The organism is Sphingomonas sp. LC-1 (genome assembly GCF_025371035.1).
Classification (GTDB): Bacteria; Pseudomonadota; Alphaproteobacteria; order Sphingomonadales; family Sphingomonadaceae; genus Sphingomonas; species Sphingomonas sanguinis_E.
The window spans coordinates 349,871-376,850 of the sequence record NZ_JANZXB010000003.1 but is presented as its reverse complement, the minus strand read 5'-3'; the positions used below and the strand labels follow the sequence as shown (position 1 = coordinate 376,850).

Sequence of the window (26,980 nt, the reverse complement as noted above, 5' to 3'; positions counted from 1 at the left end):
GATTGATATGCGACGATTGATCAACCGGGTGCGACGAATCCGTCAGGCCGACGATCAGATTTCCTCCCGGGTTCGCGCGGTGCTGGTCGAATCACTCTATGCGTCCCCGCGCTCTCTGGTCATCGGGGCCCTGACCAGCAGCGCGATCGCCGTGGTCGTCGCCATCGCCAGCCAGGATGACTGGCTGATCGCCTGTGCCTGGGGCATCGCACTGGTCGCGCTGGTCCGGATCGTCGACACCTTCTGGACCCGCCGCACCGCCACGACACGCCAGCAGGAGCGGGGCTATCGCCTCGGCGCGCTGAGCTATGCCGCGTTGCTGGGGGTATTCGGGCTGCTGACCCTGACCCGGACCGATGACGGGGTACTGCACCTGCTGTCGGTCACCACCGCCATCGGCTATGCGGCGGGGATTGCCGGGCGGAATGCCGGACGGCCGTTGATCGCGCTGTCGCAGCTCTGCTGTGCCTCGCTGCCGCTTTCCATCGGGCTGCTCATACCGCTGGAGCCGCTCAAGGCGCTGCTGGCATTGGTGATCCTGTTGTTCGTCGTCGCGATGATGGACATCACGCAACAGACCTATGCCGAAATCCTGCGCGCCACCGTCGCGTCCGAGGAAAAGGCCGCACTCGCCGAACATCATGCGCAGATGGCGCGGCGGGACGACCTGACCGGGGTGTCCAACCGCACCGCCTTTCGCGAGCATTTCGAGGAGAGGCTGCGCAGCCTGTCCGGCTCGGGCGACAAGCTGGCGCTGCTCTGGCTCGATCTCGACCGCTTCAAGGAGGTGAACGATTCCTTCGGCCATCTGGCGGGCAATGCCCTGCTCGTCGCGGTCGCGCGGCGGTTAACTGCGCAATTCGGGCAGGCGGGGCTCGTCGCGCGGCTGGGCGGGGACGAATTCGCCGTCTTGTGCCACATCAGCCATGCCGATGCGGCGGAAGGGATCGGCAAGACCGTGCTCGATCTGGTGCGTCACCCCGTGGCGTTCAGCGGCAATATGCTGCGCACCTCCGCCTCGATCGGCATGGCGATCGCGCCCGATGACGGCGACGATGCCGACACGCTGCTGAAGAATGCCGATCTGGCGCTGTATCGCGCCAAGGAGAATGGGCGCGGGCGATTCTTCCTCTACGAACCCCTGATGGACGAGAAGATCGAGCGCCGCCGGCAATTGGCCGCCGCCATGGACGGCGCGCTGGAGCGGGGGGAATTCCGCCTGCTGTTCCAGCCGATCTTTCGTCTGGAGGGGGGTGACATCACCTCCTGCGAAACGCTGTTGCGCTGGAACAGTCCGCAGTTCGGCCCGGTCTCGCCCGCCGAGTTCATTCCCATTGCCGAGGAGAATGGCCTGATCGTCCCGATCGGCGACTGGGTGCTGCGTCGGGCCTGTCTGGCGGCCAATGGCTGGCCGCCCGAGGTCACCGTCGCGGTCAATCTGTCCCCCGTGCAACTGCGTACCCCCGAGCTGCACAAAGCCGTGAAGCGCGCCCTGGACGCAAGCGGCCTTCCCCCGCAACGCCTGACCCTGGAGGTTACGGAGACGGTGCTGCTCGACGATGTCGAACGGTCGATCGAGGCCCTGACCGCGCTCAACCGGATACATGTCTGCACGACGCTGGACGATTTCGGGACCGGCTATTCCTCGCTCAGCTATCTTACCCAGTTTCCGTTCCAGACGCTCAAGATCGACCGGTCCTTCGTCATCGATCTAGAGCATAATCCCGCCTCGGTCGCGATCGTCCAGACGATCGTCGAACTCGCCGCCAAGCTGGGCATGCGGACGGTGGCGGAGGGGGTGGAGACGCCCGCGCAGCTGGAGCAACTGCGCCGGACGCGGTGCGATTCGGTCCAGGGCTTCCTGCTGGCCAGACCGATGCCGGCGGACAGGCTGTCGGCGCTGTTCGCCGGCATGGAGCTAGAGGATGGTGGCCCCGGGAAAGCATCCGCGATTCCCGGGGCCGGTTGATCAGGCCTCGGCCTTTTCGCGCAGGCGGGTCTGCGCGGCGACCAGCCGCTCCATCCGCTTCAGATCACCCTCGGTCAGCCGCAGGGCCGCATCGGCCCATAGTTCGACCACGGCCTCCAGTTCCTCCAACGGCAGCGGATTGACCGCGCGCGACGCCTCATAGATGGCGCAATGCGCGCTGTGCCGCCGATGGTTCTGGCGGATATAGTCGGCGACCATCCGCCGCCCCTCGCCCGGTTCGGCCAGGTTGTGGACGAGTCCCATATCGTACAGCTCCTCCGCGCTATAGGTCCGGCCGCTCATGATCATCCGCTCGGCCCGCGCCGCGCCCAGCCGCCGCGACAGGAAGCAGTGCGCGCCCATGCCGGGGAACAGGCCGAACAGCGTCTCGGGCAGGCCGAAGCTGGTCCCCCGTTCGGCGATAACGACATGGAAGGACAGCAGCGCCTCGAACCCGCCGCCCAGCGCATCGCCCTCGACCAGACCGATGGTGACGATCGGTCGCTCCAGCCCGCGCATATTGCGATGGAGGATACGGACGCAGGTGCGGCCATATCCGACCAGCGCGTCGTGGTTGCGATCCCGGATCGCCTGGGCGAACAGGTTCAGGTCGCCGCCCAGCGAGAATATGCCCGGAAAGCTCGATCCCAGCACCAGATAGCGGATCGGCATCGTGCCGCCATCGGCGGCCTTGGCGATCGCCTCCTGCCAGCGGACAAAGTCGCGCAACAGGTCCGCATTGAAGCTGGGCCGGGTCCGCGCCCGCATGTCGGTCCACAAGGTCTGGGTATCGGGGTCGTAGCGGGTGTCGAGTTGTTCGAGGCGAAACGATGCCGCGATCCCGTCGTCATCACCGTTCGGGCCATGGCGTTGGGCGACACGCAGATCTCGATGCTCCGTCGCCATCTTGAAGTCATAAGCGGTCATGAATTTTACTTTCGACATGCAGCACCATGCTGCACGTCGAAGATAGGCCGGGCGGCCTGGGACGCCGTCTGGAAAGCGACGTATCCGAAAGGACTTAGGGGCGCCTTACGTCACCCTCTTCCGGCCGGGGGGCAGGGCTTTCTCAAGAGGGTCGGCACCCGCCATTGGCCGGGCTGCCGGTTGCGAATAGGGTTAAGTCGTCACCACGCGCGGCAGCCCCCATGGATCGGCGGCCATGGACTCCCCCGCCATCGGTTCGGCTGACGGGTGACCATAGAGATAGCCCTGCCCCAACTGACAGCCCAGTTGCTTCAGGCGCAGCGCCTGGACCTCGTTCTCGATCCCTTCCGCGACGACCACCTTGCCCAGGCCACCGCCCAGACCGACGATCGCATGCACGATGGCCAGCGTCCCGCCATCCGTCTCGTCGATCCCCGCGACGAAGGACCTGTCGATCTTGATGCGATCGACCGGCAATTGCCGAAGATGGACCAGCGAGGCATAGCCGGTACCGAAATCGTCGAGCGCGATACAGACGCCCGCGTCATGCAAGGTACGCAGATTCGCCAGGATGCTGTCCGCCGCCCGGTCGAGCATCACGCCTTCGGTCACTTCGACGCAGAGCCGGTCCGGCGCGATGCCGTAATGCGCCAGCCGGTCGAGCACCGCGCGCGCGCCGCGTGGCCCCGCCAACTGGGCCGAGGTGAAATTGACGCTGAGCATGCCCAACCGCTCGCCCTGTTCGCGCAGCGCGGTCAGCGCGAGTTCCAGCACATGCTCCTGGATCATCAGGCCGATCCGCTCGGCGACCAGCACATCGGCGAAGCGATCCGGGGCCAACAGCCCGTGCCGAGGATGGCGCCACCGCAACAACGCCTCGTGCCCGCACACCGCCTCCGTTTCCAGCGAGACGATCGGCTGCATGTAAAGCGCGAACTCGCCGCGTTGGATCGCCGCCTCGGAATCCTCGATAAAGGCGGTCTGCAGGTCCCGCAGCGAACGCTGCAACGGATCGTACCGGGTATAGCGCCCGCGACCGAGCCGCTTGGCGGTGTAGAGCGCCAGGTCGGCATTTTGATAGAGCAGGTCGAGCGCTCGCGCATCTTCCGGGAAACGCGCCGCGCCGATGCTGAGCGACAGGGTGCGGTCGCGATCCTCGGCATGCCAGACATCGCCCTGAAGCGCCATCGCCGCGTCGGCCAGAGCGGCCTCGTCGCCATGGCTGCCGGGGCATAATATGGCGAATTCGTCGCCACCGATCCGTGCGATCCGGGTTCCCGGCCACGCCCGCGTCGTCTCGACCAACGCCGCCCCGACATGCTGCAACAAACGGTCCCCCACCGCATGGCCCAGCCGGTCGTTTACGTCCTTCATGTAATCGACATCGACCAGGAACAGGCTGAACGCGGTGCCGCTGGACATCCATTCATAGGACTGATGCTGAAAGGCCGAGCGGTTTCCCAGCCCGGTCAGGAAATCGGTCTGCGCCGCCAGCCGCAATGTCTTGGTTTCCGCCATATCGACCTCGCGGCGCTGGCGGCTCAACTCCAGTTCCTGGCGGATCAGGCGGAACCGGTCGGCGATCGCCAGCGACAAGACCAGAGCCTCGAAAGCGAGGGCGGCAAAGGTCCCCATGTCGACCAGGTCATTCTGTGGCGCAAAGCCCAGATTTCGAGCCAGACGGGCCAGAAAGACGCCGATCACCGGGCCCCAGCCGATCAGATAGAACCAGACGACCCGGCTGCCGCGCCGCGCCGCGATCCAGCACGACAGGGCGAGCAGCGCTGCGGTGGCCGCGATGGCATAATTGAGCAGTCGGTCGGTCAGCCCTGGCGGCACCCACCAGTCCGCCGCCGCCACGAAGCCCAACACCGCCCCCGTCACGGCCAGGGTCCGCCCCGCCATGGCGAAGCGGCGGCTCAGCGCCCCCTCTTCGATCACGGCGAAGAAGAACATGTTCCCCGCCGCGACCATCAAGCCGACCAGGACCAGGTTCAGCCGCACCGCGAGCGGGCCGATCAGCCATGGAACGATGAACGCCGCCGTGTTCGTCCAGATCAAACCATAGGCCAGGGCGACACTGACCCACAGCAGATACCAGCGCTGGAACGCGGGGCGCTGCCCCGTATGGATCACCAGATTGTAGAGCAGCGCGGACAAGAGCGTCCCGGTGAACAGCCCCATCAGCAGAAGCCAGTGAATATCGCCCCCGGTCATCCTGACGCCCGGCCGCGCCTCCAGCTTTCGCATCAACGACAGCTCGTCGATGTTGCGAAAGCCCAGATACAGGCCGCGGACATCGCGTCCCGGCGTCGGGACCACGAAGCGCAACAACCCGCCTGGCGCGCCATGGCCGTCCAGGCCGGAGGGCCCGCGCTCGATCCGGACCGCGCCGTCGCGCCCCACGACCAGCAGGGCGATACGATCGAACCGGGTCTGATCGATCAACATATCCCAGCGTGGTGGCAGCGTGGCCAATCCCGACGGATCGAGACGAAGCCACAGCCACGGCGTCCCCCGCGTCGGGGCGTCGGCACCGCAGACATAGCGCGCCTCGGTGATGCTGGCGGTTCGGGTGCCATCGGGCAGCGCGGCACTGCAGGCCGATCGACGCAGGTCGACGGTCGTGGCCGACGCCGTTCCCGGCATCAACCCCGTCAGGAGCATCAGCAGCGCAAGCGCTACCGCTCTGATGTCCCATGCCACTTTCGCGGCCCCCATTTACTCACCCGCCCACAACCCGCTCTAAGCAGGACTTAATTAGATTAAGGCAAGTGTAAAATCGGTTACCGTCTTAACCATTGCGTAAAGCGGGCCGCATCCGCCCTATCGCGACGAAGGTGCCGCCCTGCCCGCCGCGTCGATCTCTGCCCCCCAGGGATCGGCGCTGGCGACCGCCTTTCCATCGGCTCCGAAGTCCATGATCCGGTCGCTGGCGCGGGCATAGCGTGGCCATTGCGGCAGCCCCGCCGCATTGGGATTGCCGGTCTTGGCGAACTGGGTGAGATAGCGGCTCATCACCCGCCCCATGTCGCGGTCCCGCATTGTCGTCGCCGCGCCATATTTGATCGCGGTGGTGTCGAAGAAGAAGGGAATATCAGTCGCATGCTGCGCGCCCGGCTGGCTCACCGAACTCGCGACATAGGAAAAGCGATATTCCCATACGGGCACGCCCTTGTCGGCGACGACGCCCGCCACCTCACGGGCTCCGGCGACCATGAATCCAGTCTTTCCCCCTATATCCGCCCCCGTCGCGCCGACGATCATCGGCACGCGGGCGAAGCGGTCCTCGGCATAGGCCTTGCCCAGATCGACCATCACCCTGCCATCGGCAAAGGGCCCCATATTGGTCGGCGGGCCGGGTTGGGGCCGGAACAGCGCCATCATGTTCAGGCCGTCGGTCACCGCCTCGGCGCTCAGCGCGCGTAGCCTGTCCAACGCATCGGGGCTGTCGGGATCGATACTCTTGGACCGGGCGAAATTCTCTCCGATCCGTTCGGCATCGGCCAGTGTCTTGCCGTCCGACCGGCCATTGCCGCCCGACATCACGAAGACCTTGCTGAACAGCCCCCGCGCCAGCGGCGAGGTGTTGAGCATGTGCACCGACATGCCGCCTGCGCTCTCTCCGACGATGGTGACGTTCGACGGGTCGCCGCCGAACGCCGCCGCATTGCGCTGCACCCATTGCAGCGCCGCGATCTGGTCCATGATGCCGTAATTACCCAGCCGGCCCTCATCGGCGTTCGCCTTGGTCAGTTGCGGCAGGGCGAAGGTGCCGAACCGGCCTACCCGGTAGTTGAAGCTGACGACCATGACTCCCTGCCTGGCCAGTTCCGCCCCCGAATAGGTCGGTGGCGACGCCCCGCCGTTCACGAAGCCGCCGCCATAGATCCACACCAGGATCGGCAGCTTCCCCCGCGCCGCCACCGGCTTCCAGACATTGGCGTAAAGACAGTCCTCCGCCGGGGCCGTACCCAGCGGCGCGGCATCGCTGGGGAACGGCACCTGCATACAGTCCGGCGCATAGGCGGTGGCGTCCCGAACGCCCTGCCATGCGGCGGCGGGCTGCGGCGCACGCCAGCGAAGCGGCCCGACCGGCGCGGCGGCGAAGGGAATCCCCTTCCAACTCGCCACCCCGTCCGCCACGCCACCCCGCACGGCACCGCGATCGGTGGAAATGACGGGGGCGGAAGCCGGCACCTGCGCGGCCAATGGCGCGGCCAGGACGATCGTCGCCGCCATGGCGGCCTTCAGGAACATCGTCATCACATCCTCCCCCTCATGATGCGCTTTTTCGAAGCGCCGACATTGGCGCGATAGTTCGCCACGCTTTTCCGTAGGATAGAACCCAAACGCGCCCCATGGAAAGGGGGATCGACTTCCGGCGAGCCGGACGGAATCGACCCGAGCCCTTTGGATCGATTCATTCGCTGTGAGAAAATCCCGGTCAGGTCTGGCAGGTGCCGGACGAGGGAATCCGCAGACATCGAACACAGAGAAGGCGCCGTGCCTGCTTCGGCCAGGGCGCCGCCGCGGCCCAGCTACATTTCAGCGGAATAGTGACCGGCCGCTGGATCAGGACGATGCCGTGCATCATTGGGCTATGCCCTTCCCCGCCAGAACATTGCGCCGGAAGGTGGGCAATCAGTCCAAAAATATCTCACCAGCGCATCAAGGCATTTTAATCGTTTGCAAAGCCTCCGGTGGTAGTGAGCGTCCCTGACAAAGAGGAGGGGATTAGGTGCTTCGTCACAAGCTATTCATTTCGGCCATTCCGTTCGCGCTATTGGTTCCGGGGCATGCTCAAGCGCAGACTGCACAGGCTGACAAACCGGCCGAGAAGAGCGCACTCAATAAGGATGTGGTCGTCACCGCCGTGGCGCGGGGGCGCGATCGTCTGGACAGCGCCATCTCGACCAGCTCGCTCGGCGCGGCCGAGATCCTGAAGGCGGCGCCGCGTTCGACCGCCGAGATCTTCCGCAACATCCCCGGCATCCGATCGGAAAGCTCGGGCGGCGACGGCAATGCCAATATCTCGATCCGTGGCCTGCCGATCGCGTCGGGCGGCGCCAAGTTCCTGCAATTGCAGGAGGACGGCCTGCCGGTGCTGGAGTTCGGCGACATCACCTTCGGCAATGCCGACATCTTTCTGCGTGCCGATATGAACGTGTCGTCGGTCGACGCCATTCGCGGCGGTTCCGCCTCGACCTTCTCATCCAACTCGCCCGGCGGGGTCATCAACATGATCTCCAAGACCGGCGAGGTGCCGGGCGGCGCGATCATGGCGACGGCGGGTCTGGACTATGGCGAATACCGGCTCGACTTCGATTATGGGGCCAAGCTCTCCGACACGCTGCGCTTCCATATCGGCGGCTTCTATCATCAGGGCGAGGGGCCGCGCCGGGTCGGTTATGACGGCACCAAGGGCGGCCAGATCAAGCTGAACGTCACCAAGGAGTTCAGCGGCGGCTATATCCGCTTCTACGGCAAGTTCCTCAACGATCGGTCGGCGGCCTATCTGCCCAATCCGGTGCGCGTGACCGGCACCAACGCCAATCCGCGATACGAGAATGTCCCGGGATTCGACATCGCCCGCGACGCGCTGCTGTCGCGCTACGACACCAGCAACGTGACGCTGGACGGGCAGAATAATCCGGTGGTCGACGACAAGCGCGACGGCCAGCATCCGGTGGTCAACGCCTTCGGGGTCGAGACGCGCTTCGACGTGTCGGGTTGGACCGTGACCGACCGGTTCCGCTATGCCGATGTCTCGGGCCGGTTCATCTCGAACTTCCCCTCGGCGGTGGACAGCGCGGCGGCGACCGCGACGGCGCTGGGCGGCGCGGGGGCGACGCTGCGCTATGCCAGCGGGCCGAATAGCGGGCAGGCGATCACCAACCTGTCGGGGCTGAACGGCAACGGCCTGCTCGCGCGCGTGGTGGTGTTCGACACCAAGCTCAACAGCCTGGACAATGTCACCAACGACCTGCGCGCCAGCCGCGTCTATACCATCGGCAAGGGTGAGTTGACGACCACCGCCGGTTTCTACAAGTCGCGCCAGACGATCGACACCGACTGGCTATGGACCTCGACGCTGATGGACGTGCGCGGCGACGGGCGCGCGGCGCTGGTCGACGTGGTCAATGCCGCAGGGGTGCCACAGACGCAGAACGGCTATTATGCGTTCGGGGCGGACTATTTCGGCGGCTGCTGTCGCCGCAGCTACCGCGTCGATTACAACGTCAATGCGCCGTTCGGATCGCTGAACTACAAGATCGGGCGCTTCGCGCTGGGCGCCAGCGTCCGCTACGACTTCGGCAATGCGCAAGGGTCGATCTTCGGGTCGGATCTGGGCGGCGGTCGCGTCGGCGCCACGGCGCGCGACATGAACGGCGACGGCGTGATCTCGGCGGCCGAGCGGCGCGTGGCGGTGATCCCGCTGACCAGCCCGGCGCCGGTCGATTACAGCTGGCACTATCTGTCCTATTCCTCGGGGATCAACTTCCGCGTGTCGGAGCCGTTCGCGATGTTCGTCCGCTATAGCCGGGGCGCGCGTGCCAATGCCGACCGGCTGTTGTTCGGTCCGGCGGTCAGCACGACCGACGGCCATCTGATCAACAAGGACGCGGCGGTCGACTATGTGCGCCAGGCCGAGCTGGGCCTGAAATATCGCAAGAACGGCATGTATGTGAACCTGACCGGCTTCTGGGCGCGCACCGAGGAGCAGAATTACGAGGCGACGCGTCAGGTCTTCATCGACCGCGAATATCGCGCCTATGGCCTGGAGCTGGACGGGGCGTATAGCGTCGGCCCGTTCAACATGACCGGCGGGGCGACCTGGACCGATGCCAAGATCGTCAGCGACGCGCTGAACCCCGGCGTGGTCGGTAATACCCCGCGCCGCCAAGCCCGGCTGATCTTCCAGGCGACGCCGCAGGTCGATCTGGACCGCATCACGATCGGCGCGAACGTGATCGGCACGACTAGCAGCTATGCGCAGGACAGCAATCAGTTGAAGCTGCCCGGCTATACGGTGGTCAACGCCTTTATGCAGTTCCGCGCCACCGACCGCATCCTGGTCTCGCTGAACAGCAACAACCTGTTCAACGCGCTGGGCTTTACCGAGGCGGAGGACGGCGTGATCCCGACCAACGGCATCGTGCGTGCGCGGGCCATCAACGCGCGGACGACCTCGCTGTCGGTGCGGGTCGGCTTCTGATAGAGATAGGGGCGCGGCCTGATAGCTGCGCCCCCTCCTATATCTGCATGTCGCGCGGAGCCGCCATGTCAGGGCATCCTTATCTCTTTGCCACGAAAAGGAAATTGTGACGCCAACTCCATGGTCGCGCCGTTCTGCAAGACGATAGGATCCAAACTCGTCTGGCGTACCGTCTTCTATACCATTGCCCAGGCCGAACAGCCAATTGCTCGCTATATCAACGGCTTTTGCAATTCCGTTCAGCGCCATTCCGCGCTCGATTGCCGCAGTACCGCGCAAATCGAGCGAACCGCGTTACGCTGAGCAAATGCCTTTCCGGTTAACCGGGGCAAGTCCAGCGTTAAAATTGTTGCGGTGTGAGGTAAGCGATTACGCTGCTTTTTACCTTCTCCATAACAAATCCAATATCATACCACCTCAATGCCAAATCTCGGCCTTTTAACACCCCAGTAACTCCATGGGTGATAGGCGCCCATCTATCGCAGCGCCGGTTCGTGGCGAGGGGAATGAAGGCGACGCAAGTCGCTGCTGCGTCAGAGGGGGAAATCAAGTGACTTCGATGAATTCTGCGTTCGGTAAACTGCGCCTGGGGATTTCGACCGCGGCATTGCTGACCGCGATCGCCGCTCCGGCCTATGGGCAGCAGGCGGCACCGGCACAGACGGCCGACACCGCCGACCAGAACGCCGCTGCACCCGCACCGGCCGAGCAGGACGTTCAGATCAAGCGGGCTGCCCCCGCTCCCGCCACGGCGCAAGGCGCCACGGTCATCGTGACCGGCACGCTGTTCCGCGATTCGAACGCCAGTTCGATCTCGCCCGTGACCGTGGTGAGTTCCAACGTAATGCAACGCGCGAACATCACGACCGCGCAGGACGCCATCCGTTCGGTTTCGGCAGACAGTGCCGGTTCGATCTCGACCGGTTTCCGCAACGGCTTTTCCGCCGGTGGCGCGGCGGTGTCGCTGCGCGGCCTGGGCGTGTCGTCGACCGTGGTGCTGATCGACGGTCTGCGCAACGCCAACTTCCCGCTGAACGATGACGGCCATAACGCCTATGTCGACCTGAATTCGATCCCGTTCAGCACCATCGAGCGTATCGAAGTGCTGAAGGACGGCGCGTCCTCGACCTATGGCGCGGACGCGATCGGCGGTGTGGTCAACCTCATCAGCAAGAAGAATGTCCAGGGCATTTCGGGTTCGGTCCAGGGCGGCACCACCGAAAAGGCCGATGGCGCCCATTACCGCGCCACGCTGACCGCCGGTATCGGCGATTATCGCGAGCAGGGCTTCAACTTCTACGTCAATGGTGAATACACCTATGACGGGTTCATCACCAACAACTCGCGCGGCTATCCGTTCAACACGCTGGACCTGCGTCCGAGCGGCCTGCAGGATCGGAACCGCAACGACGACTCGCTGCTGACCGCCAACCCGCAGGCGGTGGTCACCCGCGTTTCGCAGACCGATCTCAACAATCCGCTGTCGGGCCAGGTCGGCACGTCTCCGACCAATCAGTATCGCCTGCTCAACCCGAACGCCTGCCCCTTCGGCACTTTCACCGTGACCTCCGGCGCCGCACAGGGCACAGGCTGCGCGCACAACCTGCCAGCCGAATATTCGATCATCCAGCCGCGCCAGCAGCGTTATTCGACCACGGCGCGGCTGAACGTCCGTATCGCCGAGGGCTGGGAAGCGTTCGCCAGCGGCAGCTATTCGCATTCCGAAGTCGATATTCGCGGCACCCCGGCGGGCATCCGCCAGACCCAGCCTTTCGGCGGCTCGCCAGCGCTCGCGTCAAGCAGCCCGGGCATTGTCCTGCCTATGTATGTCTGCTCGGCGGGTGTGAACTGCGCCACCGCCGCCGACCGCCGCCTGAACCCGAACAACCCCTATGCCGTGGCGGGCGCCGACCCGACCCAGAATGCCGCACGTATCTATTACCTGTTCGGCGACATTCCCGCGGGCAGCCACCGCTATGTCGACGTTTTCCGCGCGACCTACGGCATTTCGGGCGATCTGGGCGATGGCTTCAAGTTCCGCCTGAACGGCGTCTATGCCCGTGACAATTTCGCAGTCACGCAGCGCGGCTTCATCAACATCCAGGGCCTGCTGAACGCGATCAACACCGGCGCCTACAACTTCGTCAATCCGGAACAGAATACGCAGGCCGTGCGCGACCAAGTATCGCCGGAGCGGACCACCCCGTCCTATTCGACGGTGGCGACGATCGGCGGTTCACTGCTGAAGTCGCTCATGGCGCTGCCGGGCGGCGACCTGAATGTCGGCGGCGGTTTCCAGGTCCGTCGCGAGACGCTGATGAACCGCAACCAGAATGCGGATCTGTCCTATTACGGCCTGAACACCTCGTCGGCCCAGGGTCGCCAGACCGTGACCGCCGGGTTCTTCGAAATCGACGCGCCCTTTGCACGCTCGTTCGACCTGAACGTCTCGGGCCGTTACGATCACTATTCGCAGGGCTATAGCCACTTCTCGCCGAAGATTGGCGCTAAGTTCACGCCGGTCCGCGAATTCTCGCTCCGCGCTACCTATTCGCAGGGCTTCCGCGCGCCGACTTTCGCGGAATATAACCCGGCGAGCAGCTATGCTGGTTTCTCGTCCTACACCCCACCCGACAGCTTCATCGCTGCGCATGCCGGCAGCCCGGCCTATACGACAACGTACAGCATCGGTAGCGCGGCGCAGGGCAAGGCGGATATCCTTCCGGAAGTATCGCGGAGCTTCACTGTCGGCACGATCCTCAATCCGGTTCCCTGGCTGAACCTCACGGTCGACTATTATAACATCCGCAAATCGAATCTGATCGTCAGCGGGCCGCTACGCGCCGAGGCGATCAAAGCCTATTATGGCCAGGCCAATGCGGCGGCCGGATGTGCGGCGCTGGCGGCGGTCGGTCAGGGCTACAAGTGCAACATCGTTGACGCGCCCGATCCCGTCAATCCGAACGCCCTGCCGCGTCTGCTGGTGTTCGACGTGCCATACGTCAACGCCAACTATATGGTCAGCTCGGGTATCGACATGCAGGCCAATGCAAACGTCCAACTGGCGAACGGCGTGAAATTCATCAGCCGTGTCGACGTGACCCGCGTTCTCCGCCTCGACCTCGTCACCCCGGCGGGCGTGGTGCAGAAATATGCGGGTACGCTGGGGCCGTACGAGCTGTCCTCGGGCGGCGGTACGCCCCGCATCCGCGGCAACTGGCAGAACACGATTGAAATCGGCAACTTCTCGCTTACGAGCACAACCTATTACGTCGGTCGGATCAAGCAGGTAGCGGCCGATCGCATTGATGCCGTAAACGGCGTAATCGATCTGTCGTGCAGAAACACGCTGGCGCCGGTCGTCGATCGTAAAACCGACTTCAACAACCAGTGCTATGTGCGGCCGTTCATCTACACGGACCTGAACATGGGCGTGCGGGTCAATGACGATTTCCGCTTCTTCTTCAGCATCCAGAACGTGACCAATGCCCGCGCTCCGCTGGCATCGGGTGCCTATGCCAGCAATCCCAACTATCTGAGCAGCTGGCATTACGCAGGCCTGGTCGGCCGTAACTTCAGCGCCGGCGCGAACTTCAACTTCTGATCTCGTCTGACGGGGCAAACCGCATCGGGGCGATATTCCATCGTCCCGATGCGTCTTGCCCATCCTACCCTTGCGACGTCATAGGCGACCGATGCACCCGGAATGTTCCAACACCATATATCCGGGTTCGGATGATCCGACCGCGCAGCCGAGCGAACTGTACCGACAGTCGCTCGTCATGCGGGCGATCGGCACGCCCTTCGTCGCCGATCTGCTGGCGGCGGTGGACCGACAGCTCGACAAGGCGCCCCTCAGCGCGGCGCTGATCCGGTCATGGGGCAATACCGCCGCATCCTCGGCGATCGCGATGCGGATCAACGCCGCGCTGCACGCCCTAGCCCGGCGTGGAGTGGAGCCCCAGCTGACCGCGCTATATGCCAGGAAGCATGACCGTTTCGACGAAGCGGTCGCACTGGCCTTGGCCAGCCATGACGAATTCCTGGTCGACTGGTTGCTGCGCGTGCCGCAGACCAACGAAATCGGCCGTGCGGCGGCCCTTCACGCCGCCCTGATGGTCCTGGCCCAGTCTCACGGCCATGATTTCGAGTTGTTCGAGATCGGCGCGAGCGCGGGGCTGAATCTCAATCTGGCGCGCTATGCCTATGACCTAGGCGGCGTCCGGACTGGCGAACCCAACTCGAGGGTGCGGATCGCTCCCGAATGGCGTGGTCCCCCGCCCCCCGACGCCGCCGTGACCGTCCATGCCGCTCGCGGCGTCGACCTCCATCCGCTCGACGTGAACGATCCGGCCGCATGCGAGCGGCTGGCTTCCTTCATCTTCGCCGACCAGCCCGAGCGCGCGCAGCGGCTGGACCGTGCCCTGGAGATCGCGCGCCAGCATCCGCCCCGGCTCGACACCGGGGATGCCACATCCTGGCTCGCGGAACAGCTGGCCGTTCCGGGGACGGATCATCGCCACCGCGTCGTCCTGCATTCCATGGTGCTGCAATATCTGAACGCGGAGGACCGCATGACCATCGAGGCGACCTTGCAGAAGGCCGGAGCGGCCGCGACCCCGGCCCGCCCCTTCGCGGCCATCGGCTTCGAATGGGACAAGGCGCGCGAACGGGTCGAGCTGCGCCTGCGCTCCTGGCCGGGCCATCAGGACCGGGTCGTGGCCCATTGCCATCCCTATGGCGCATGGATCGAGTGGATCGACGGATAGGTCAGCGTATCTGTTGGTAACGCTCCGTCACTTCACCCATAATTAACTTCACAATCCTAACAATTGTCGGACGGAATCAGGATTAACTCAGGATATGGCGATCAAGTATCGGGTGGTGACAGCGCCACTGTGTCTTACGGCATCCGCCATGGCGGATCCTATGCCTATGCCTGACGCCCTGAGCGCCCCGTTGAACAGCGGGTTTGGTAACGACAACCCGATCGATCCGCGCGGATCGTCCCCGGCCCGACCTGTTGAGAGAGACGCATAATGCTTGCGAGCATGAACATCCCCAAGAAGCTGGGTGTATCGTTCCTGATCGTCAGCCTGTCGGCCGCGATCATGACAATCGTGTTCTTCGTCAATATCTGGGAAATCCGAAGCGCGACCACGCGCAACAACCACGCTCAGGAGGTCTATGCCAAAGCGCTGACCTTGGAGACATCGATCCTGCGCGAAAACAGCCAGTTGCGCGGTTTCCTGGTCACGGCGGACAAGAGCTATCTCAAATCCTACGAAGAAGCGCGCAAGGAATATGACACGACCAGCCAAGAGCTGGCCGCGATGCTGACCGACCGGACCGAGCAGGAGCTGCTCGCCAAGTCCAATGCCGAGAAGACAAAGTGGCGGCGGACGTGGAGCGACCGGCTGACCGATTGGGTCAAGGAAGGGCGACGCGACGAAGCGCAGCAGGCGGTCCGCGACGCGGGGAAAGCCGTGCTGACCAGCGACATCGTGCTGCCGCTCCGCGCGATTCGCGAGCAGGAAACGGCAGCGATCGCCAGCAATGCCGCCTCGCAGGACAATGCGATCGGCACCGCCATCATCGCCCTAGTCCTGGGCGGCGTGATGCTGATCGGCGTCGTCATCACGCTTCAGATGGTCCTCAGCCGCAGCATCGCGCGACCGATCACCGCCCTCACCCGATTGATGGCCGAGCTTGCGCGCGGTCGCAACGACATCGAGGTACCGGGCAGCGAGCGCGGCGATGAACTGGGCGACATGGCCCGCGCCGTCGTCGTCTTCCGCGATGCCGCCAAGGCCAAGGTCAGCGACGACCGCGAACGCGAACTGGCCTTGCAAGCGATCGGCTCGGGCCTGCACAGCCTGTCCGAGGCGGACCTGACGGCTCGGCTGACCGACCTGCCCCCCTCCTTCCATCAGCTGGCCGCCGACTTTAATCGCGCCGTTCAGAATCTGTCCGGCCTGACCAGCGATGTGCGCGGCAGCGCAGGCACCATACGCTCGAATATCGAGGAAATCCGTCAGGCCACCGACCATCTCTCGGCGCGCAGCGAGCAGCAGGCCGCCAGCTTGCGCGAGACTGCGGCTGCGGTTGGGGAAATCACCCAAGGCGTTCGCGAAGGGGCCGCCAGCGCGGGCGAGGCCAATCGCGCCGTGACGGAAGCGCGCAACGAGGCCGAAAAGGGCGGCGAAATCGTCGCCAAGTCGATCACCGCCATGAACGGTATCGACCAGGCCAGCCGCGAGATCGTGGACATCATCACGGTCATCGACGGCATCGCCTTTCAGACCAATCTTCTTGCACTCAACGCGGGCGTCGAAGCGGCGCGGGCGGGCGATGCCGGCAAGGGCTTCGCCGTTGTCGCCTCCGAAGTCCGTGCGCTGGCGCAACGCTCGGCCGACGCGGCCTCGGACGTCAAGGCACGCATCCTTTCGGCCATCGAGCATGTTCGCTCGGGCGTGGTGCTGGTCGACGAAACCGGCAACGCGCTGCAACGGATCATCAGTAAGGTTTCGGACGTCAGCACCGTCGTGGACGTGATCGCCCGCTCTTCCGAACAGCAGGCACATAGCCTGGGCCAGGTGAATATCGCGATCGGCGAGATCGACTCTGTGACCCAGCAGAACGCCGCAATGGTCGAGGAGTCGACTGCAGCGGCCAGCCTGTTGGCACAGGAATGCGGGACGCTCATGGCATCGGTGATGCGGTTCAACGTCGATACGGCGTCCACAGCGCGATCGCAGGCGCGCTACCGCCCGGACGATTTCCGCCACTCACAACCGAGCCGCGCAGCCTGATGACGCCGCTGGTGCCGGTGTCCGAATAGCGCATATTCGCGTTCCGGCATAAGTTCGCTCAATAACGCATCCGCAAACGCTGGTACGACAGCGTCACTGGCTACAGATATGCTTTGTCCCGATCGCGACTACCGCGTGCGAGATATTGACGGACGCACTCGCTTTCAGGTCGCCGGTCAATTTGGCTTGGATGATGGGATTTCTGGCCATCATGGGTATGGTCGCGAACATCGGTTGAGATCGCCGATGCTTTATGGCCATGGCCCTGCTGGATCGCATCTTCGCCCATCCCTCATATTTGGCGGGCATGAGCAAAGAACCAATGACCGCCGCAGTTCGCGCTCGAACGCCTACGACAAGCAGACGGTGAGGGACCGAAAGGTGGCACGCAGCCATCTCATCAGCCTTAAACGGCTAAATTATCAATATAGTGGATGAGAATAGATGGCGCACCCGACAGGATTCGAACCTGTGGCCTCTGCCTTCGGAGGGCAGCGCTCTATCCAGCTGAGCTACGGGTGCGTGGGCGAGCCGACTAGCATCGTGCAGACCACCACGCCAGCCTTTTTATGACGCCGTCGCCGCTTTTCCGCCTTTGGGGACGGGCGCGGGGGTCTTGTGGCGGTAGGCGCACAGGTCCTCGACCGGGCAGCGCCAACATTCGGGGCGCCGCGCCTTGCAGATATAACGGCCATGCAGGATCAGCCAGTGATGCGCGTGAACCCGAAACGGCGCGGGCGTCGCCTTGTCGAGCCGGAGTTCGACCGCCAGCGGGGTCTTGCCCTTGGCCAGGCCGGTACGGTTGCAGACGCGGAAGATATGGGTGTCGACCGCGAAGGTTTCGTGTCCGAAGGCGACGTTGAGCACGACATTGGCGGTCTTGCGCCCGACGCCCGGCAGCCGCTCCAGCGCTTCGCGATCCTCGGGCACCTCGCCGCCATAATTGTCGACCAGCATCCGCGACAGCGCGATGACGTTCTTGGCCTTGGTGTTGAACAGGCCGATCGTCTTGATATGCTGCTTCAGCCCATCCTCGCCCAGCGCGAGCATCTTTTCGGGCGTGTCGACGTCGGCGAACAGCGCGCGCGTCGCCTTGTTCACCCCGACATCGGTCGCCTGCGCCGACAGCGCGACCGCGACGACCAGCGTATAGGGGTTGCGGAATTCCAACTCGGTCTCGGGATGCGGATTGGCCTCCGCGAGACGGTGATAGAATTCGACGATCTCGGCCTTTTTCACGAAGGCGTCCTTACAGGCCCAGCACGTCGCCCATGCGATACCGCCCCGGCGCCTGGGTCGCGAGCCACAGCGCCGCGCGCACCGCGCCGCGCGCGAAAATGCTGCGATCCTGCGCGAAATGGCCCAGCGTCACCCGCTCGCCCTCGCCCGCGAAGATCACCTCATGATCGCCGATCACCGAGCCGCCGCGCAGCGCCGCCATGCCGATCGTCCCTTCGGTCCGTGCGCCCACCAGCCCGGCACGCCCATCGACGCGGAGTTCGGACAGGCTGCTCCCCCGCCCCGCCGCCGCCGCCTCGCCCAGCAGCAACGCGGTGCCGGAGGGCGCATCGACCTTGTGCCGGTGATGCATCTCGGTGATCTCGATGTCCCAGTCGGTGCCCAACCGCGCCGCCGCCTCACGCACCAGATTGGCGAGCAGCGTGATACCCAGCGAGGTATTGCCGGTTTGCAGCACCGCGATCTCGGTCGCCGCCTCGTCGATCGCGGCATGCTGTGCGGGCGACAGACCGGTGGTGCCGATCACGATCGGGGTCCGCGCCGCCCGCGCCGCCGCCAGATGCGCATCGAGCGCGCCGGTGATCGAAAAGTCGACCAGCACGTCCGCCCGTGCCGCCAACAGGGTCGGATCGTCATGCGAATCGCATCCCCCGGCCAGGGTCGCGCCCTCCCCCTCGATCAGTTCGGCGATGGCCCGGCCCATGCGTCCCGCGCTGCCGTAAATGCCGATTGCCGTCATGCCGTGTGATGTCCTTTTCGAGAGGGGTGGTGATGGTCGGTGCGGCGCTCCTTGGCACAGGTCACGCCAAGGGGAAACCGCTCGCTTGAACGCGCGGTGACCGGCTATGGGCCATGGGCGATGGCGACTTCGGACGCATTTTCCCGAATGCCGGGCCTGTGCGGCGCAACTGCGGAGATTGGGGGCGTTTTGGGTCGTACGCGCCGCGCTCACGCGCTACCGTCGTCGCCGTCATGACCAGCATCGCCAATATCGTCATCCTCACCGGCGCGGGCATTTCCGCCGAATCCGGCATCGCCACCTTTCGCGGGCCGGGTGGGCTTTGGGAAGGACACCGGGTCGAGGATGTGTGTACGCCGGAGGCTCTCGCCGCCGATCCGGCGCTGGTACACCGCTTCTACGACTTGCGGCGGGCGGCGCTGTCGAAGGTCAGCCCCAATGCGGCGCATGAGGCTTTGGCGCGGCTCGACCGCGAATGGCCGGGCGCGTTGCTGATCGTCACGCAGAATGTCGACGACCTGCACGAGCGGGCGGGGGCGACCCGGCTCCTGCACATGCACGGCGCGCTGAAACAGGCGCTGTGCGCGGCGTGCGGAGAACGGTTCGAGTGGTATGACGCGTTGCCGCCCGGCACGCCGTGCCCCGCCTGCGCCGCGCCCGCCTTGCGACCCGATATCGTGTTCTTCGGCGAAATCCCCTATCAGATGGAGCGGATCGAGGCGGCGCTGGCCGAGGCCGATCTGTTCGTGTCGATCGGGACGTCGGGCGCCGTCTATCCGGCGGCGGGGTTCGTGCGGATGGCCAGCGCCTATGGCGCGGAGACGCTGGAGCTCAATCTCGATCGATCGGACGGAAGCGGCTGGTTCGACGAAAGCCGCCTGGGCCCCGCCGGGCAATTGGTGCCCCAATGGGTGGAGCAGATGCTCAGCCGCCGACCGGCACGATGACCTCGCGCGCGCGCGGGCCCAGCCGCGCGACCGCCGCATCCTGAAGCCCGCGCGCGGTCACCAGCACGCCGAAGGCACGCGGATCGGGCTTGTTGAACAGCAGGGGCTGGCCCAGTGCATCGGCCACCCCCGCCCCCGCTTCCGACGCGATCAGCGCGGCGGCGGCAATGTCCCACTCATTGCCCCAGCGCAGCGTCGCGACCAGATCGGCCTCGTCCGAGGCGACCATGGCGATGCGCAGCGCGATCGAATTGGGCTTGAAGACGGCGACGAGATCGCGGTCGGCCTTGGGCAGCGCGTCGACCGGCACACGCGCGCCGGGCATCTGCCGACAATAGCCCGCGCTGAGCGTTCGCCCGTTGCGGGTCGCGCCCGCCCCCGCCTGCGCCAGCCATAGCTCGCCGCGCGCGGGAGCGGCGAGTACGCCGATGACCGGCCGTCCATCCTCGACCAGCGCGACCGAGACCGCCCAACCCTCGCGCCCGCGAATATAGTCGCGGGTTCCATCGATCGGGTCGACCACCCAGACGCGCCGCGCGGCCAGCCGATCGGGCCTGTCGGCCGTCTCCTCGGACAGCCAGCCCGCTTCCGGGATCAGCGCGGTCAGTCGCGCAAACAGCATCCGGTCGACATCCAGATCGACCTCGCACACCGGGCTGCCCGGCGTCTTTTCCCATTGGCGGAAATCGGTGCGCCAGCGGGCGAGCGCCATCGCCGCCGCCTCGCGCGCCGCCGCCACGACGGCCGGGATCAGCTCAGCCGCTGGCAACCGTCATTCCATCGATGCGCAGCGTTGGCACGTTGACGCCGTAGCGGAATTCCAGATCATTAGCCGGCGTCATGGCAAGGAACATGTCTTTCAGATTACCTGCCACGGTGAACTCCGCAACCGGCTCCGCGATCCGTCCTCCGACGATGCGAAAGCCCGCCGCGCCCCGGCTGTAATCGCCGGTGACGGGATTGACGCCGCTGCCGATCAGCTCGGTGACATAGACGCCATCGGCAATGTCGCCGATCAACGTATCGACCGGCACGCGGCCCGCCACCATATAAAGGTTGCTGGTCGATACGCCCGGCGCGCCCGCGGTGCCGCGCGCCGCATGGCCGGTCGGCTCCAACCCCAATTGCCGCGCCGAGGCCGAATCGAGCAGCCATGTTTCCAGCACCCCATCCTCGACGATCGCGGTCGGCGACACCGCCAGCCCCTCTCCATCGAAGGGGCGCGAACGAAGGCCGTGCGGGCGGTGAGGATCGTCCTCGATCCGGATACCCTCCGCCATCACCCGCTCACCCAGCCGGTCGAGCAGGAAGCTGGTACGCCGCGTGATCGCGCTACCCGCAATGGCGGAGACGAGATGGCCGACCAGCGACGATCCGACGCGCGGGTCGAACACCACCGGCATCGCCCCACTGGCGATCCGGCCCGGATCGAGCCGCGCCACCGTCCGTTCGCCCGCGCGGGCGCCGATCGCCTCGGGGCTTTCGAGCAGCCGACGCAGGCGCGCGCCATGATGCGCATAGTCGCGCTGCATCCCCGCGCCTTCGCCCGCGACCACGCTGACCGACAGGCCATAGCCGGTTGCGGCATAGCCCGCCGCAAAGCCGTGGCTGGTCGCCAATGCCGTGACCACGCGCGAGGCAGAGGCCCCGCCCCCTTCGGAATTGGTCACGCCCGGTACCGCCCGCGCGGCTTCCTCGGCCGCGAGGGCGGCGGCGCGCAGCGTTTCCGGCGCGATCTCGCCGCCATCGTCCAGATCGAGCATCGGCGGGGCACCGTGCAGCAACCGTTCTTCGGGGGCCAGGCCCGCCCAGCGATCCTCGGGCGCTTCGCGCGCCATCGCGACGGCACGCTCCACCGCCCGATCCATCGCATCGCCCGATAGGTCCGAAGTCGAAACGCTGGCCGAGCGCCGCCCGACAAATACGCGCAGGCCCAGCTCCTCGCTCTCCGACCGTCCCACATCCTCCAGCGCGCCCAGCCGGACCGACACTTCCAGCGCGGCATCGGCGGCGAAGATGGCATCGGCGGCATCCGCTCCGGCGGCACGAGCGCGGGCGACGATATCGGCGGCCCGATCGCGGGCCTGTTCGGGGGTCAGCATGGCATGGGACTTAAGGGCGGGCGGGCGGGGATGCCAGCCCCGGCGTTCGGTTCGATGCCGATTGCGGTCGGACCGGCGGTGCTTGGCGTAGTTCGCCCCCCGACGTCATCCGATGTCGCATTGGTCGAATGGCCTTGCCCGATCGGCCCGCCTGAACCCCTGCCCCGTCGAGCGCGTTGTGGCGCGATGACCCAAGACACCCAACTCGCGCCCCGGCGGGCCACGACGTCGCAAAAGGCGGTGTTGCGCCTGGCGGCCGGACGCCGTCTGCGCCTTCGCGCCAAGGTCGAGGTGACGAGTAGCGGCCTGCTCGCGATCGGCGGGCTGGTCTCCTCGATCCTGCTTTCCACTGCGATCCTGGTCGGTGTTGCGACTCGCCACGGGCCAGGACGCTCCGAACGATAGGCGTCAGACCGGCGCGGCGTCGGCTCCCGCTCCATAATGGTGCCAGGTGAAGATCGCCAAGGCGCTTCGGTGCGGGCGAAAGGCCTCGGCGAGTTCGCGGACCAGCTTTTCCGAAGGGCGCGCGTCATGGCCCAATATCCGGCCCATTTCGATCTGCACCGCCAGATCGCCCGCCGGCCATATGTCGGTCCGCCCCTCCGCGAACAGCAGATAGACCTCCGCCGACCAGCGGCCGATCCCCTTCACCGCGACCAGTTGCGCAATCGCCTCTTCATCGTCCTCGGGCAGGTCCGCCAGGTTCAGGCGTCCGCTCGTCACCTCGTCCGCCAGGCTGCGCAGATAGCCGGCCTTCTGCCGCGAGATGCCCGCACCGCGCAGTTCCTCGTCGGTGACGCCGTGCATCCGCGTCGGGTCGCTGGCATCGCCCAGCAATTCGTTCAGCCGCCGCCAATGCGCATCCGCCGAGGCGACCGATACCTGCTGGCCCAATATGGTGCGGACCAGTGTCGCATAGCCGCGCGCCCGGATTCGCGGTGCGGGATAGCCGATCCGGTCCAGCGCGGCGGCGATGGCGGGCGAAGATGCGGCCAGCGCATCCATGCTTTCGCGAATCTGTTCGGCGCTCAGCCCCATGATGCTTGATCCGCGCGTTCTGGCCCGGCAAGACCGCGACCGACAAGGAGAATGGACATGCCCAAGCTTATCGTCGTGACGCGCGACGGGGAAGAACGCGAAATCGACGGCGAGGCCGGTCTGTCGGTGATGGAGGTCATCCGCGACGCCGGGGTGGACGAATTGCTGGCGTTGTGCGGCGGGTGCTGTTCCTGCGCGACCTGCCATGTGCATGTCGATCCCGATTTCGCCGGCTCGCTGCCTGCGATCGGGCCGGACGAGGACGACCTGCTCGATTCGACCAGCGACCGAAATGCGACGTCGCGCCTGTCGTGCCAGTTGCCGTTCGGCGACGCGCAGGACGGGATGCGGGTGCGGATCGCGGCCGAGGATTGATCGGGCATTTCCCGTAAACGTCGGAGGGCGGGGTTTCGGCCCCGCCCTTTTTTTCACGCGGAGACGCGGAGGCGCGGAGATGTCCGGTGCGCTGCGATCGAACCCCGCCTTACGACCGGAAGACCAGGCTGCAGCGGTGATAGCGGACTGGCCTTACGGCCGGACACGCCATCTCCGCGTCTCCGCGCGAACCTGCGTCCCATGGCCTTCGACTTCGCTCAGGCCGAACGGAGGGTGGGAGTGGCGGCTACCGTCCAATCGGCCAGAGCTACAAACCCCCTTCAGGCTGGGCGCTCACCACCAACACACGCTCTGCGCGATCAAGAAAGGCAGCAGGACCAACCCACCGCCCCGAAAATCACCGCGCCGCCACCGCGTACAGCGCGATCGCCGCTGCGTTGGAGACGTTCAGGCTCTCCACCTTCGAGCTGATCGGCAGCTTGGCGAGCTCGTCGCAATGCGCCTCGGTATTCTGGCGCATCCCCTCGCCTTCCGCGCCCAGCACGATGCAAATGCGCTGCGTCCCCATCGCCTGCGCCAGTGTTTGGTTGGCATGGCCGGTCAGGCCGATCCGCCAGAAGCCCGCCTCCGCAATTTCCTCCAGCGCGCGGGCGAGGTTCACCACGCGAGTCCACGGCACCGTCTCCAGGGCACCGCTGGCCGAGCGCGCGACCGTGCCCGATTCGGGTGGCGCGTGCCGATCCTGGGTCACGATGCCCAGCGCGTCGAAGGCGGCGGCCGAGCGCAGGATCGCGCCCACATTGTGCGGATCGGTCACCTGGTCGAGTACCACCAGCGGCCGCTGATCGTCCTGTCCTTCATGCAACAGATCGCCCAGCCAGATATCCTCCAGCGGATCGACCTCGGCCACCAGCCCCTGATGCGGCGCGTCGGAGGGGACTAGGCGCCCCAGATCGGCCGCATCGGCATAGGTGATCGGCACCACGGGCGGCAGGTCGAGCGCGGCCAGCGCCTCACGCGTGCCCCAGATCTTGCGCACCGTGCGGTTGGGGTTGGCGAGCGCCGCCGTCACCGCATGCCGCCCCCAGAAGCGCGGGCGGTTGGCGGAGGCTTGGCTGGGGCGATGTCCTCGGCGTGCCATCAGTCGTTGGTATCCGTGTAGTCAAAGGGCTTGGTCGTCGCCGGTTGGGTCGGAACCGGCGGGCGCGGCAACGCCTTGTCCGCATTCGCCGCCGCGAGCAAGACCCCCGCGAGCACCACGGACGCCTGACGCATGTCCTCGCCCTTCAAATGGTCGAAGGTATCGGCCGAGCTGTGGTGGATGCGGCTGCCATAATCCAGCGGGTCCTGGATGAACTGGAAACCCTGCACGCCGACCGCCTGCATGAAGACATGGTCGGTGCCGCCCGTCGTCCGCTGCACGACATTGCCCGCCCCCAGCGAGGCATAGGGCGACAGCCATTCCTTCAGCATCGGCACCGCCGCCGGGTTGTTCTCGGCATAGAGGCCGCGCAGCTTGCCCGAGCCATTGTCGATGTTGAAATAGGCCGCCAGATCACCGTAACCCGGCTTGGGCGTGATCGGCCAGCGATTGGTCCAGCCATAATAGCGCTTCAGGCCCGTCTGCGGCGCATCGCCCGGTCGTCCGCGCGTCGCCAGATGCTGCTCGACATAAGCCATCGAGCCGAGAATGCCCTGCTCCTCGCCCGACCAGAGCGCGAAGCGGATGGTGCGCCGGGGCCGCTGGCCGGTGGCGGCGAGGATGCGCGCGGCCTCCATCACCATCGCGCTGCCCGCCGCATTGTCGGCCGCGCCGTCGCCCGCGACCCAGCTGTCGAGATGCGCGCCGGCCATCACATAGCCCGCCTTGGGATCGGTGCCGGGGATTTCGGCGATGATGTTGTAGGCATTCTCGTCGCTGTCGTCATAGCGGACGTCGCTCAGCACCTCGATCGTCGGTGCGGGGCCCAGCTTGGCCAGCCGCGCGAGGCGGCGAAAATCCTCCGCCGCCAGTTCGATGCCCGGCACCGCCGGCGTTTCGCCGCGCCCGAACAGATAGCCCTCGCCGTGCAGCAGCTTGCCGTCGCGATAGCTCTGCGTGACATAGGCGACCGCCCCTTCCGCCTTTAGGAACGCATCCAGCTTCTGCGCGAAGTCGAGCCGCTTCATCCGGCGATCGGCGCTTTCGGGGTCGTGCTCGGGCTGGACGTAGAGGTCGAGCTTGGCAATGTCCTCGCCGGTCAGGCGACGGAAGGGCGCGGAGCCGGGTTCGTCTCCGGTCCCGGGCATCGAGACCATGACGATCTTGCCGCGTAACTGGCCGCGCCACTTGTCGAAATCCCGCTCGCGCTTCATCGGCGCGACGATCACGGGGGCGGTGACCGCGCCATTGGTCGCGGGCGTCCAGGCGATCGGGATGGCGGTCAGTTGCAGCGGACGGGGCGACACCATCCGTACGCTCGCCCGCTCGATCGACCAGCCGCGCCCGAACGCAAAGCCTTCCTTATGGACGTTCTTCAGGCCCCATTTGGCGAACTGCTCGGCGGTCCACCCTTCTGCGGTGCGCATCGCGGGGCTGTTGGTCATGCGCGGACCGATCACATCGGTCAGATGCTCGGCGGTCTGCATCACCTGGCTATGGTTCATGCCCTCGTCGATCAGGCGATTGGCGGCGCCGCGATCCTGCGCAACGGCGGCGGCAACAGGCATGAGGGCGACCGCCGCGACGGCGGCGAGCAAGCAAACGCGCATAGGTGATGGATTCCCCGGAAACTTCGTTATGGGACAGAGGCTATGTCCCGATCGCCGGACATGCAAGCAAGCGGATCATCCGGGGTCCGCGCAAAAACGCACAAAACGGCGTTGACAGCCGCGCCCAGCTTCGGCATTGGGCCCGCCTCGCTCCGGTGGAGCGACACCCCGGAAGGGTGGCCGAGTGGTTAAAGGCAGCAGACTGTAAATCTGCCCGCGTGAGCGTACACTGGTTCGAATCCAGTCCCTTCCACCATCCCCGCCTATCGGCTAGGGTCCGATTACGGCGCCGGATATGAGCGGGTATAGCACAATGGTAGTGCAGCAGCCTTCCAAGCTGAATACACGGGTTCGATTCCCGTTACCCGCTCCATCACTACAGTACATCACGCTGAATGCGCGGGGGCTTGTGTCCAGCGGGAAGATTTAGCGCCATCGCGCGCCGGATGGCCAAGCCCGCAACCCCTTGATAATGCGGGTCCGCGCCTTGACGCTTACGTCAATACGCGTCATCCGCCGCGTCCTATTGGCGTCGGAACAGAAAGAGTTACGGGATATGGCATCGGTCAATTTCGACATTCCCCATGAACTGGGTCGTGCCGAGGCGCGCCGCCGCATCGAACAGGGGTTGCCCAAGCTGGAGTCCAAGATTCCCGGCGGCGGTCAGGTGACGTCCGAATGGCCGGCCGACGACCGGCTGATGCTGACCATCATCGCCATGGGGCAGACGGTGAAGGCCGATATGGCGATCGGCGACGGCGCGATCACCGGCACGGTCGCGATTCCGATGATGCTGTCGATGATGGCCGGCCCGATCGGCGAGTTCGTGAAGACCAGCGCCGAAAAGATGCTCTCCAAGGCCTGAAACCGGCCGACACTCGCGCCCTTCCCGCCTTGCAGG

20 protein-coding genes and 3 tRNA genes are annotated in these 26,980 nt (G+C 65.7%); 12 read left to right on the top strand and 11 right to left on the bottom strand.

Annotation, left to right across the window (positions count from 1 at the left end; all coding sequences use genetic code 11):
• Positions 1 to 7: 7 nt before the first annotated feature.
• Positions 8 to 1,969: a bifunctional diguanylate cyclase/phosphodiesterase gene (locus tag NZL82_RS06640; protein ID WP_261268982.1), complete on the top strand. Its 1,962-nt coding sequence runs from the start codon at positions 8 to 10 to the stop codon at positions 1,967 to 1,969.
• Here NZL82_RS06640 and NZL82_RS06635 read toward each other — a convergent pair whose 3' ends face one another.
• The 3 genes from NZL82_RS06635 to NZL82_RS06625 form a co-directional block, all read right to left on the bottom strand.
• Positions 1,970 to 2,896, bottom strand: a complete 927-nt coding sequence (locus NZL82_RS06635; RefSeq protein ID WP_261268981.1) for a crotonase/enoyl-CoA hydratase family protein — start codon at positions 2,894 to 2,896, stop codon at positions 1,970 to 1,972.
• Positions 2,897 to 3,088: 192 nt separating this feature from the next.
• On the bottom strand, positions 3,089 to 5,602 hold the full coding sequence (locus tag NZL82_RS06630) for a bifunctional diguanylate cyclase/phosphodiesterase (RefSeq protein ID WP_261268980.1): 2,514 nt from the start codon (positions 5,600 to 5,602) through the stop codon (positions 3,089 to 3,091).
• Positions 5,603 to 5,722: 120 nt separating this feature from the next.
• Positions 5,723 to 7,162: a carboxylesterase/lipase family protein gene (locus tag NZL82_RS06625; RefSeq protein WP_261268979.1), complete on the bottom strand. Its 1,440-nt coding sequence runs from the start codon at positions 7,160 to 7,162 to the stop codon at positions 5,723 to 5,725.
• A 475-nt stretch (positions 7,163 to 7,637) separates the two neighbouring features.
• Between NZL82_RS06625 and NZL82_RS06620 the strand changes: the two genes are divergently transcribed.
• The 5 genes from NZL82_RS06620 to NZL82_RS06600 all read left to right on the top strand — a co-directional run bounded on the left by NZL82_RS06620 (position 7,638) and on the right by NZL82_RS06600 (position 16,927).
• The gene (locus NZL82_RS06620; RefSeq protein WP_261268978.1) at positions 7,638 to 10,115 is read left to right on the top strand and encodes a TonB-dependent receptor domain-containing protein; all 2,478 of its coding nucleotides are present in this window, start codon (positions 7,638 to 7,640) and stop codon (positions 10,113 to 10,115) included.
• A 120-nt stretch (positions 10,116 to 10,235) separates the two neighbouring features.
• Positions 10,236 to 10,418, top strand: coding sequence for a hypothetical protein (locus NZL82_RS06615; RefSeq protein ID WP_261268977.1), 183 nt, complete (start codon positions 10,236 to 10,238; stop codon positions 10,416 to 10,418).
• A gap of 256 nt (positions 10,419 to 10,674) precedes the next feature.
• Positions 10,675 to 13,719: a TonB-dependent receptor domain-containing protein gene (locus NZL82_RS06610; RefSeq protein WP_261268976.1), complete on the top strand. Its 3,045-nt coding sequence runs from the start codon at positions 10,675 to 10,677 to the stop codon at positions 13,717 to 13,719.
• A 91-nt stretch (positions 13,720 to 13,810) separates the two neighbouring features.
• Entirely contained in the window at positions 13,811 to 14,884 is a 1,074-nt protein-coding gene (locus tag NZL82_RS06605; protein WP_261268975.1) for a DUF2332 domain-containing protein, read from the top strand.
• Between the two features lie 282 nt (positions 14,885 to 15,166).
• The gene (locus NZL82_RS06600; protein ID WP_261268974.1) at positions 15,167 to 16,927 is read left to right on the top strand and encodes a methyl-accepting chemotaxis protein; all 1,761 of its coding nucleotides are present in this window, start codon (positions 15,167 to 15,169) and stop codon (positions 16,925 to 16,927) included.
• A gap of 445 nt (positions 16,928 to 17,372) precedes the next feature.
• Here NZL82_RS06600 and NZL82_RS06595 read toward each other — a convergent pair.
• The 3 genes from NZL82_RS06595 to dapB form a co-directional block, all read right to left on the bottom strand.
• Positions 17,373 to 17,449, bottom strand: a tRNA-Arg gene (locus NZL82_RS06595).
• Positions 17,450 to 17,494: 45 nt separating this feature from the next.
• Complete coding sequence (gene nth / locus NZL82_RS06590; RefSeq protein WP_261268973.1) at positions 17,495 to 18,166, bottom strand: endonuclease III; 672 nt, start codon at positions 18,164 to 18,166, stop codon at positions 17,495 to 17,497.
• A 10-nt stretch (positions 18,167 to 18,176) separates the two neighbouring features.
• Positions 18,177 to 18,905, bottom strand: coding sequence for a 4-hydroxy-tetrahydrodipicolinate reductase (dapB, locus tag NZL82_RS06585; RefSeq protein WP_261268972.1), 729 nt, complete (start codon positions 18,903 to 18,905; stop codon positions 18,177 to 18,179).
• A gap of 233 nt (positions 18,906 to 19,138) precedes the next feature.
• Here dapB and NZL82_RS06580 point away from each other — a divergent pair, with 233 nt between their 5' ends.
• The gene (locus NZL82_RS06580) at positions 19,139 to 19,852 is read left to right on the top strand and encodes an NAD-dependent deacylase (protein WP_261268971.1); all 714 of its coding nucleotides are present in this window, start codon (positions 19,139 to 19,141) and stop codon (positions 19,850 to 19,852) included.
• Here NZL82_RS06580 and NZL82_RS06575 read toward each other — a convergent pair.
• Both NZL82_RS06575 and NZL82_RS06570 read right to left on the bottom strand, forming a co-directional pair.
• On the bottom strand, positions 19,830 to 20,621 hold the full coding sequence (locus NZL82_RS06575; protein WP_261268970.1) for a 3'(2'),5'-bisphosphate nucleotidase CysQ: 792 nt from the start codon (positions 20,619 to 20,621) through the stop codon (positions 19,830 to 19,832). The genes NZL82_RS06580 and NZL82_RS06575 overlap by 23 nt on opposite strands.
• Positions 20,608 to 21,954: a TldD/PmbA family protein gene (locus tag NZL82_RS06570; RefSeq protein ID WP_261268969.1), complete on the bottom strand. Its 1,347-nt coding sequence runs from the start codon at positions 21,952 to 21,954 to the stop codon at positions 20,608 to 20,610. Before NZL82_RS06570 ends, NZL82_RS06575 begins: the two co-directional genes overlap by 14 nt.
• Before the next feature lie 186 nt (positions 21,955 to 22,140).
• On the opposite strand from NZL82_RS06570, the gene NZL82_RS06565 reads away from it, so the two are divergent.
• On the top strand, positions 22,141 to 22,359 hold the full coding sequence (locus NZL82_RS06565; RefSeq protein ID WP_261268968.1) for a hypothetical protein: 219 nt from the start codon (positions 22,141 to 22,143) through the stop codon (positions 22,357 to 22,359).
• A 3-nt stretch (positions 22,360 to 22,362) separates the two neighbouring features.
• Here the strand turns inward: NZL82_RS06565 and NZL82_RS06560 are convergent, their stop codons facing one another.
• Entirely contained in the window at positions 22,363 to 22,992 is a 630-nt protein-coding gene (locus NZL82_RS06560; protein ID WP_261268967.1) for a DNA-3-methyladenine glycosylase, read from the bottom strand.
• A 57-nt stretch (positions 22,993 to 23,049) separates the two neighbouring features.
• Between NZL82_RS06560 and NZL82_RS06555 the strand changes: the two genes are divergently transcribed.
• Positions 23,050 to 23,367 (top strand): 2Fe-2S iron-sulfur cluster-binding protein, encoded by a 318-nt coding sequence (locus NZL82_RS06555; RefSeq protein WP_261268966.1) that lies wholly within the window; start codon positions 23,050 to 23,052, stop codon positions 23,365 to 23,367.
• A 358-nt stretch (positions 23,368 to 23,725) separates the two neighbouring features.
• Here the strand turns inward: NZL82_RS06555 and rlmB are convergent, their stop codons facing one another.
• Both rlmB and NZL82_RS06545 read right to left on the bottom strand, forming a co-directional pair.
• On the bottom strand, positions 23,726 to 24,469 hold the full coding sequence (gene rlmB, locus NZL82_RS06550) for a 23S rRNA (guanosine(2251)-2'-O)-methyltransferase RlmB (protein WP_261268965.1): 744 nt from the start codon (positions 24,467 to 24,469) through the stop codon (positions 23,726 to 23,728).
• Positions 24,469 to 26,079: a M20/M25/M40 family metallo-hydrolase gene (locus tag NZL82_RS06545; protein WP_261268964.1), complete on the bottom strand. Its 1,611-nt coding sequence runs from the start codon at positions 26,077 to 26,079 to the stop codon at positions 24,469 to 24,471. The genes rlmB and NZL82_RS06545 overlap by 1 nt, the downstream gene beginning before the upstream one ends.
• Positions 26,080 to 26,249: 170 nt before the next feature.
• Between NZL82_RS06545 and NZL82_RS06540 the strand changes: the two genes are divergently transcribed.
• The 3 genes from NZL82_RS06540 (at position 26,250) to NZL82_RS06530 (ending at position 26,944) form a co-directional block, all read left to right on the top strand.
• Positions 26,250 to 26,335 (top strand) — tRNA-Tyr (locus NZL82_RS06540).
• 43 nt (positions 26,336 to 26,378) lie between these two features.
• A tRNA-Gly gene (locus tag NZL82_RS06535) sits at positions 26,379 to 26,452 on the top strand.
• 183 nt (positions 26,453 to 26,635) lie between these two features.
• Positions 26,636 to 26,944 (top strand): polyhydroxyalkanoic acid system family protein, encoded by a 309-nt coding sequence (locus NZL82_RS06530; protein ID WP_261268963.1) that lies wholly within the window; start codon positions 26,636 to 26,638, stop codon positions 26,942 to 26,944.
• The last annotated feature ends 36 nt before the right edge of the window (positions 26,945 to 26,980 follow it).

Excerpts from the sequence above, each read along its gene's own strand:
- NZL82_RS06555 (WP_261268966.1), top strand. The coding sequence starts at position 23,050 with ATGCCCAAGCTTATCGTCGTGACGCGCGACGGGGAAGAACGCGAAATC.
- dapB (WP_261268972.1), bottom strand. The coding sequence starts at position 18,905 with ATGACGGCAATCGGCATTTACGGCAGCGCGGGACGCATGGGCCGGGCC.
- NZL82_RS06600 (WP_261268974.1), top strand. The coding sequence starts at position 15,167 with ATGAACATCCCCAAGAAGCTGGGTGTATCGTTCCTGATCGTCAGCCTG.
- NZL82_RS06560 (WP_261268967.1), bottom strand. The coding sequence starts at position 22,992 with ATGGGGCTGAGCGCCGAACAGATTCGCGAAAGCATGGATGCGCTGGCC.
- NZL82_RS06530 (WP_261268963.1), top strand. The coding sequence starts at position 26,636 with ATGGCATCGGTCAATTTCGACATTCCCCATGAACTGGGTCGTGCCGAG.
- NZL82_RS06640 (WP_261268982.1), top strand. The coding sequence starts at position 8 with ATGCGACGATTGATCAACCGGGTGCGACGAATCCGTCAGGCCGACGAT.
- NZL82_RS06625 (WP_261268979.1), bottom strand. The coding sequence starts at position 7,162 with ATGACGATGTTCCTGAAGGCCGCCATGGCGGCGACGATCGTCCTGGCC.
- NZL82_RS06545 (WP_261268964.1), bottom strand. The coding sequence starts at position 26,079 with ATGCGCGTTTGCTTGCTCGCCGCCGTCGCGGCGGTCGCCCTCATGCCT.
- rlmB (WP_261268965.1), bottom strand. The coding sequence starts at position 24,469 with ATGGCACGCCGAGGACATCGCCCCAGCCAAGCCTCCGCCAACCGCCCG.
- NZL82_RS06580 (WP_261268971.1), top strand. The coding sequence starts at position 19,139 with ATGACCAGCATCGCCAATATCGTCATCCTCACCGGCGCGGGCATTTCC.
- NZL82_RS06570 (WP_261268969.1), bottom strand. The coding sequence starts at position 21,954 with ATGCTGACCCCCGAACAGGCCCGCGATCGGGCCGCCGATATCGTCGCC.
- NZL82_RS06605 (WP_261268975.1), top strand. The coding sequence starts at position 13,811 with ATGCACCCGGAATGTTCCAACACCATATATCCGGGTTCGGATGATCCG.
- NZL82_RS06565 (WP_261268968.1), top strand. The coding sequence starts at position 22,141 with ATGACCCAAGACACCCAACTCGCGCCCCGGCGGGCCACGACGTCGCAA.
- NZL82_RS06615 (WP_261268977.1), top strand. The coding sequence starts at position 10,236 with ATGGTCGCGCCGTTCTGCAAGACGATAGGATCCAAACTCGTCTGGCGT.
- NZL82_RS06635 (WP_261268981.1), bottom strand. The coding sequence starts at position 2,896 with ATGACCGCTTATGACTTCAAGATGGCGACGGAGCATCGAGATCTGCGT.
- NZL82_RS06610 (WP_261268976.1), top strand. The coding sequence starts at position 10,675 with ATGAATTCTGCGTTCGGTAAACTGCGCCTGGGGATTTCGACCGCGGCA.